This is a genomic window from Spirosoma endophyticum (assembly GCF_900112365.1).
GTDB classification, from domain to species: Bacteria; Bacteroidota; Bacteroidia; order Cytophagales; family Spirosomataceae; genus Spirosoma; species Spirosoma endophyticum.
Window position 1 is genome coordinate 1 of record NZ_FOLQ01000077.1, and the last position, 1,465, is coordinate 1,465.

The following is a 1,465-nucleotide window of genomic DNA, read 5'->3' on the forward strand; positions in this document are numbered from 1 at the left end:
GTAGCCCTGCCGGGTTGGTCGCTCACCGTTTGTGAGTAGCGTCAAGTTACACGACTCATCTTAGAATCGTACAACCGCTCAAATCTAAAGGCCGAAGGGGCTGATCCATTGAGTGTATTCCGTAGTTCACCGCAGGCAGAAATATGACAAAAATTATACCCCCGTCATAGCCCATGGAAATCCGTGCGGTCTTATCAGGACACTCAGAAGCATCTGTAAAACCTCTACGGCTTGAGAAATTAGCACTGGCCAGTCATCGGCTATCACGGACAAAGTCATGCCTGTCATCGAGGAGTAGCGGTCGCGCCCGCTGGAGCCGGTGTATACCTTCGTCTGGCCCCTTAGGCCTTTTGAGCCGTTGTACGATTTCAAAATGAGCCGTGTAACTTAATGCCGAAAGCGCCCGTTTCTGGCTATCCGTGTTGACAAACCTACAAACCCGAGGGATGCAGGATTTGTTAGTTACGTCCATTGATAATTTGAAAGGCTTTGGGCATGCCATCGAAACGGTGTTTCCTCAAGCTGACGCACAGTTCTGCTTAGTCCATCAGGTACGGAGCTCGCTTTGCTACGTGACTAGCAAAGATTAAAAAGAAATAGCCGCTGACTTAAAGCCGATCTATCAGGTTTCCATCTTGGCCAGTGCCGAGCATAAGTTGGTTGCCTTTGCCGACAAAAGGGGGCAAGAGTATCCGATATTAGTAGAAAGTTAGTAGCACAATTGGACACGACTGCCCCGCTTTTTTAAGTATCTAGCCACCATTCGTAAAGAGGTCTACACAACGAATACAGTTGAAGTCTTTAAACGCCAGATTCGGTGCTTGACGAAGTCAAAAGGAGCGTTCTCATCCGAAATGGCTTTGTTAAAACTGCTCTACCTGACTACCCAACATATCAGCCAAAATTGGAAGATGCCTTAGCCAACTGGTCACTAACCGTGTAGCAACTGCCTATTTTATATGGTGATTAGGTTAAACCGTACTGAAGATCTGAAGAAATAATACACTTCATTGAGCATTCCCCAGATCGTAATGTCTTCCGAACTCGATCACTTAATAAAACAATTAATTATTGGAATATAACGACCTATTTTTTAAGAGTAACTTTCAGTTCTCGCGATTCGCTTGTGATCAGGTGATGAAGTTTGAGCAGCATTATAGAATACTACAGCCACTTAACTTCGATATACGTGGTCTCCCATTATTTCTGGATACTTTGAAATTATTTTAAAAAGCCATTCTGGATATATGTAACATTTTTATTTGACGGTAAATTAATCAGTAACCTATTTATTTATCGTCAAATAAAAAATCTCCTGTTACAGATAGTAACAGGAGATTTTAATAACCATATTCTTTATGTATACCTATTGAACGACCAACCGGTGCAGGCGCACTTGACCACGCTCTTCCACCCGTAACAAATAGACGCCGGAAGACAACTTCTCAGTAGGCTTCAGCCCCAC

General features: G+C 43.7%; 1 pseudogene. It reads left to right on the plus strand.

Annotation, left to right across the window (positions count from 1 at the left end):
• Positions 1 to 386: 386 nt before the first annotated feature.
• A pseudogene (locus tag BM202_RS39290) lies at positions 387 to 943 on the plus strand (IS256 family transposase); the annotation flags it as partial.
• Positions 944 to 1,465 lie beyond the last annotated feature (522 nt).